Genomic DNA, 6134 nt, shown 5'->3' with positions numbered 1-6134 from the left:
CCTCGAGGGGATCGCCGCCGACCGTTCGATCGCTCTTGCCGAGACAGGCTCAGGTAGCCGCGGGAGTGGCGCCGAGAACCCGCTGGATGTCGGGCTTCATCGCCTGCAGCTGCTGGCCCCAGTACGGCCAGTCGTGCGTACCGGCGTCCGGGAAGTTGAACACTCCGTTGTTGCCGCCCGCAGCGAGGTAGTTCTGCTGGAACGTCTTGTTGGTGCGCAACGTGAAGCTCTCCAGGAACTTGGCTGGCAGGTTGTTACCGCCCAAGTCGGACGGGGTGCCGTCGCCACAGTAGATCCAGATCCGGGTGCCGTTGCCGACCAGCGTGGCCATGTTGACCATCGGGTCGTTGTACTTCCACGCCGGATCGGTCTCGGCGGCGCCCCACATGTCCTTGGACTTGAAGCCGCCCGCGTCACCCATCGAGGTGTTGACCAGGCCTGGCCACCAGCCCTCGGAGAGGTTCAGGAAGCCCGACAGCGAGGCCGCGTACGGGAACTGCGCCGGGTGGTGGATCGCCAGGGTCAGCGCCGCCGAACCGGCCATCGAGAGCCCGACCGCGGCACTGCCCGTGGACTTCACGCTGTTGTTGGCGGCGAGGTAGGCGGGCAGCTCCTGGGTCAGGAACGTCTCCCACTTGTAGGTCTGGCAGCCGGCCTTGCCACACGCCGGTGAGTACCAGTCGCTGTAGAAGCTGGACTGCCCGCCGACGGGCATGACCACCGAAAGGCCCGAGCCGTTGTACCACTCGAACGCCGGGGTGTTGATGTCCCAGCCGTTGAAGTCGTCCTGCGCGCGCAGGCCGTCGAGCAGATAGACCGCGGGTGCGTTGTCTCCACCGCTCTGGAACTGGATCTTGATGTCGTGCCCCATGCCCGCGGACGGCACCATCAGGTACTCCACCGGCAGGCCGGGCCTCGAGAACGCTCCAGCAGTCGCCGAGCCTCCGACGACGCCAACCAGTCCAGCCAGCGTTCCCGCTGCCAGGGCCGCGACCGCAACGCGGCGCGTCATCTTCCCTACGAAACTCATGCTTCTACTTGTCCAATCTGTCGAATGCCGCACGGCAGACTCGCTGCGTGCCGCTGTAGTCAACCACATGCCTGAGTGGTTTCTCTCTCTCGCCTGTGTCCTTCCTGGTCACACCCTCAGCCATTGAGCGTGGCAATCAGGTCGGGTTTCAGCGCCTGTAATTGCTGGCCCCAGAAGGCCCAGGAATGGTTCCCCGCCGCGGGGAATTGGAACGTCGCGTTCGTGCCACCAGCGGCGACGTAGCGTTCCTGGAAACGCTTGTTGCCGTTGATGGCCACCGATTCCAGGCTGTCGGCGTCGAACTCCTGACCTGGGTCCACGTTCTCGTCGACGGGCCCTCCACCTGGTGCGCAGTAGATCCACAGCCGGGTCCCGTTACCCACGATCCGAGCCACTTGCAGCAGCGGATCGTTCCGCGTCCACGCCACATCCCACGGCGGGCCCCACATGTCGTCGACGTTGTAACCGCCCGCACTGAGCATCGCGACGCGGATGGCTTGCTTCATGAAGGGAGTCGACGGATTGAGGAACCCGGACAGCGACGCCGCGTAGGTGAACTGGGCGGGGTGATACGCCGAGAGGATGAGACCTGCGCCACCCGCCATGGACAGGCCGACGACGCCGTTTCCGGTCGGGGACACGTGCTTGGCGCTCGCCAGGAAGGCGGGGAGCTCCCGAGTCAGGAACGTCTCCCACTTATAGGTATAGGTCTGGTCGTTGAAGCTCGATGGCGAGTACCAGTCGGTGTAGAAGCTGGCCGCCCCTCCCACGGGCATCACCGTCGAGATGCCGGAGGACACGAACCACTCGAACGCCTGGGTGTTGACGTCCCAACCGCTGAAGTCGTCCCTGGCGCGCATCCCGTCGAGCAGGTAGACGGCCTTGCTCATCGTCGGCGCAGGGGCAGGTCCGGTGTTGGATGCTTGGAACTGCACGCGGATGTTGCGCTCCATCGACGCGGAGTAGACGTCGAGGTACTCGACCGGCAGACCTGCGCGGGAGAAGGCGGACGCCGTCGGTGTCCCGCCGAGCGCCGTCACGGCGGGCAGGACCAGCAGCGCAGCGAAGACCACCCCGGCACGGCGAAGCGCGGGTCGCACGGCGCCGAGGCGCGACATCGTCCACATCGGTCGCTCTTACCATCCAGTTTCGTATGTCCGGCGCGTCCAGCCCTCGGTGGCGCTGGAGCAGTCGACTGCTCATCGGCCCAACGGGGCCGAAGCGTTACTTGGTCGCAACCAAAGCAGAAGCACCGGCTGGCAACAAATCCCGTGGGCTCCATCACGAACGAATCCCGAACGAATCACGGACGAATCCCGTCGGGCGTTACGGCCCCGTCGCAGGCAGGCCGGTGTAGGGCGGATCCTTCGGCGGCGGCGCCTCGAGCCCGCATCGCGCGAGCTCGTACAGCGGCACGCGGTCGATCCGGTAGTTGGTGAACTTCCAGGCGTTGACGACGTTCGACGCGAACCGCTTCAGCCCAAGCGGGCCACGGATCGACGTGAGCATGGCATCCGTCTCCGGGCACGTCAGCGCGACCTTGGCCTGCGCCACCCAGTCCTCGTCGAGATACGGCGGAATGTAGGGCCGCATCGGCAGGAACGGCCCCTCGGCCACCGCCCAGTCCGGGAAGAGGTTCTTGTCGTGACCGATGCGACTGTCCTCGAGTCGGGCCGTGTGCGCGGCCAGCGGGTTGGCCAGGCCGATCTGGTCGATGACCCGGACGTTGAGTCCGACGTTCATGCCGAGCATCCCCAAGTTGGTGAAGAACACCGTGTGGGGGCCCCGGCGCTGCTCCGCGGTGAGCGGCGGCTGCCCTGGCGGTGGGGGCGGCGGCGGAACGGCGGGGACGACGTCCCACTGGTCGTAGTTGCCCGCCGGAAGCAGCAGGGCGCCATCGGGGGTGTTGTTGATGGCGGCGATGACTGCGCGCATTCTCGGGTAGTCGAGATAGTCCGCGGCGGTCAGCGGATGCGCATTGCCCGTCGCCTGCGAATAGAAGCGCCGCTCGTCGACGATGCCGGAGTACGTCACCTTGGTGGCGTCGGCGCCGAGGCCAGGGGAGTTCGCCGCCCACAGCGACCAGCCGACGACCGCCAGCCAGAACACGGTGGTCGCTCCGGCCAGCAGATAGCCGGGGCCACGAACCGCCTGCATTCCCGACGGGAGCACCACGGGGATGACGGAGATCGGCGCGATCAGACAGAACAACGGGGTCAGCAGGACGCGGCCGTGCATGAAGTCGCCACCCTGCCGGATCCAGTAGATGGCCTGCAACAGACCACTGACGAGGATGAAGACAACTACGGCCGTGGGACTTTGGACGATCGTGGCCCACCGCCCCCGACCGCGGGACACCGTTGCGCGCTTGCGCCACAACAGGCTGCGCACGGCGAGTAACAGCACGCCAAGGCCGGCCAGCAGCACGAGTGGCACCCACAACAGATACGGATGGTTGAAGTTGGCGAGGTAGATGAAACCCTGTGACCACTTGGAACCCGAAGCGTCCTTGGCGATCGCGGTGCCAGGGACCAGCAGCCCGTAGTAGCCCATCCGGAAGATCTGGTACAGAACGGGCAGCAGACCGCCCGCGACGACGATGAGCAGCCGGCGACGCCAGCCGTGCGCCGCGACGATCATCATCACCAGCGCGAGCCCGCCGATGAGGGCGAGCTCGGGCCGAACCAGGACGCTCAGTCCTGCGAGGAAGGCCAGTGCCGCTTCGAAGACCCGTCCCGCGGCGTTGCCTGGCGGCGAACCCGGCGGCGGCGGGTTGACGCGCGGCGCCTGAGACCAGCACACCATCATCCACCAGAGCAGGCCGAGATAGGCCAGCACCAAACCGTTCTCGAGCCCGGAGGAGGCGAAGTCGCGCGCGGGCGGGATCGCGATGTAGACGAGCGCACCGGCGGGCAGCAGCAGCGCCTGCCTGCCGCGCAGACCAGGGGCGTACAGCCGTCCGGTGCCCAACATCACGAACACGACCCCCGTGACGCTGAGCGTCAGGGCCAGCGCAAGTACCACGTACTCGAGCTGCAGCGAGCCGCCGATCCACGCGCCGAGCGTGACGAGGTACGTCCACACCGTCGACGTGTTGGCTTCGACTCGCTCGCCTTGATTGAACACGGGACCGTTGCCCGCCAACAGGTTCCGCACGGTGCGCAGGACGATCAGCCCGTCGTCGGCAATCCACCTGCGCTGCCAGGCGCCCCAGGAGAACAGGCCCCCGACCACCAGCACACTCAGCCACAGGCTGATCCGGACCGTCGGGTCATGGGGAAACGCCGGCCGGCGCGTCATCCAGCGCCCGATGGCGAAGCTCAGCCCGTCAGCTGAAGTAGGCCGCTGCACAGACGCTTCCGATCCATGCCACGGCCAGCAGTTGCAGTACGCGGTCGCGCAGGGCGATGTCCTCCGGTTCCCCGGCCAGGCCGCCGTCGACGTCCACGGCGTAGCGCAGGATCGCGATGGTGAACGGGATCATCGACACCGCGTACAGCGAGCCGCCCGCATTGCGGTCACGCTCGAACGCCCACAGCCCGTAGCAGAGCACGACGGCGGTGGCCGACATCGTCCAGACGAAGCGGAGGTAGGTGCTGGTGTAACTCTCCAGCGACTTGCGGATCTTTGCGCCGGTGCGTTCGGCGAGCTGCAGTTCGGCGTAGCGCTTGCCCGCACTCATGAACAGCGAACCGAACGCCATGACGAGGAGGAACCACTGTGACAGTGGGATGTTGGCGGCGACGCCGCCTGCGATCGCGCGGATGAGGAAGCCCGAGGAGACGATGCAGATGTCGAGAACGGCTTGGTGCTTCAGGCCGAAGCAGTAGGCCAACTGGATGGCGATGTAGATGCCCATCACCAGCGCCAGGTTCGGCGAGACGTACCAGGCCAGCCCGAGCGAAAGAGCGCCGAGGACGACCGCAAGGCCGTACGCCAGCGGCACCGGAACGACGCCTGCGGCGATCGGGCGGTTGCGCTTGGTCGGGTGGGCGCGGTCGGCCTCGACGTCGCGGGCGTCGTTGACGAGGTAGATGCAAGAGGCCGCGAGGCTGAACGTCACGAACGCGATGAGAACGCTGACGATGTCGTGCGCGTCGAACCGGACGTCGCGACCGAGCGCCGCCACCGGGGCCGCGAGGACGAGCAGGTTCTTGACCCACTGACGCGGCCGAATCGCCTTGATGACACCGGTGGCCAGATTCTTCGGTGGGCCTGCGACGGGCGGCGCTTCCTCACTCATGCGGGCTCACCTGTTTTCCCTGGGACGACTCGATCTCCAGCGGCGGCGACCGCGTTGGCCACCACGGCGCCCACTGCTACTCCGGCGAGCACGTCCGTCGGATAGTGCACTCCGAGCATCAAGCGGGACAACGCCATCGGTGGTATCAACACCCAGGGCAGCGGAAGACCCGTCGCCCGGCCGAGCAGAATCGATGCCGCCGTCGTCGACGTGGCGTGCGCCGAGGGGAAGCTCAGCCGGCTTGGCGTAGCCACGTTGACCACGACGGACGGGTGGTGCGGACGCTCCCGCTTGGCGACCCGCTTGATGACGACCGCGGTGGCGTGGGCGGCGAACGCCCCGACCCCCGCGGTCAGCCAGACCCGCCGACGCCTCGGCTGCAGCGCCGCCCCCAGCAGTGCGACCGCCACCCAGCCTGCGCTGTGCTCACCGAAGTGCGACAGCGCCCGCGCGCCCGGCAGCACACCCGCGCGCCCCGCGAGGGTCGACTGCACGAAGACGAGCGCCGCGTCCTCGCCCCGCAGGGTGCTGGTCACCGCGGCGCTTCTGCCAGCGAGTTCGGGGTGGGCGGCAGTACGGTTTCCCACTTCTGCTTGCTGGACAGCACGGGAAGCGCCTCGCGGTAGACCTTGCGCATCCTGTTGAACTTGCGGACCAGCCGCGCTTGTCGCTTCAGCGATTCGCGGAGAAGCTCGAGCATCTTCGCTCGGTCCCGCTGGCGGTACACGACACCACGGCCGTCTGCCGTGGTGACGGTGACGCCGTCGACCCGCGACAGCGAGAACCACCGCGCATCCTGGGTGGCGACGTTGATCTGCGGACGGAGGTGGTGTTGCGGATCGTGCGGCCGCAGTTGGTGGA

The 6134-nt window shown here is 67.3% G+C and carries 5 protein-coding genes and 1 pseudogene; all 6 read right to left on the bottom strand.

The features are described 5' to 3' along the window. Positions 1-49: 49 nt before the first annotated feature. The gene (locus ACRDUX_RS01515) at positions 50-1030 is read right to left on the bottom strand and encodes an alpha/beta hydrolase (protein ID WP_526410336.1); all 981 of its coding nucleotides are present in this window, start codon (positions 1028-1030) and stop codon (positions 50-52) included. 116 nt (positions 1031-1146) lie between these two features. Further along, on the bottom strand, positions 1147-2157 hold the full coding sequence (locus ACRDUX_RS01510) for an alpha/beta hydrolase (RefSeq protein ID WP_526410334.1): 1011 nt from the start codon (positions 2155-2157) through the stop codon (positions 1147-1149). A 199-nt stretch (positions 2158-2356) separates the two neighbouring features. Further along, entirely contained in the window at positions 2357-4330 is a 1974-nt protein-coding gene (aftB, locus tag ACRDUX_RS01505; protein ID WP_526410332.1) for a terminal beta-(1->2)-arabinofuranosyltransferase, read from the bottom strand. Between the two features lie 28 nt (positions 4331-4358). Further along, positions 4359-5273, bottom strand: a complete 915-nt coding sequence (locus ACRDUX_RS01500) for a decaprenyl-phosphate phosphoribosyltransferase (protein WP_526410330.1) — start codon at positions 5271-5273, stop codon at positions 4359-4361. Further along, positions 5270-5809 carry a phosphatase PAP2 family protein gene (locus tag ACRDUX_RS01495; protein WP_526410328.1) on the bottom strand — a complete coding sequence of 180 codons (540 nt, stop codon included), beginning with the start codon at positions 5807-5809 and terminating at the stop codon, positions 5270-5272. The genes ACRDUX_RS01500 and ACRDUX_RS01495 overlap by 4 nt, the downstream gene beginning before the upstream one ends. Further along, positions 5806-6134 (bottom strand): annotated as a pseudogene (locus ACRDUX_RS01490) (glycosyltransferase family 2 protein); the annotation flags it as partial. The gene ACRDUX_RS01495 and the pseudogene ACRDUX_RS01490, both read right to left, overlap by 4 nt.

It is taken from the genome of Mycobacterium sp., assembly GCF_050701675.1.
Lineage (GTDB): Bacteria > Actinomycetota > Actinomycetes > Mycobacteriales > Mycobacteriaceae > Mycobacterium.
Note: the sequence above shows the minus strand (reverse complement) of the source record. Positions and strands in the feature narration are given on the sequence as shown.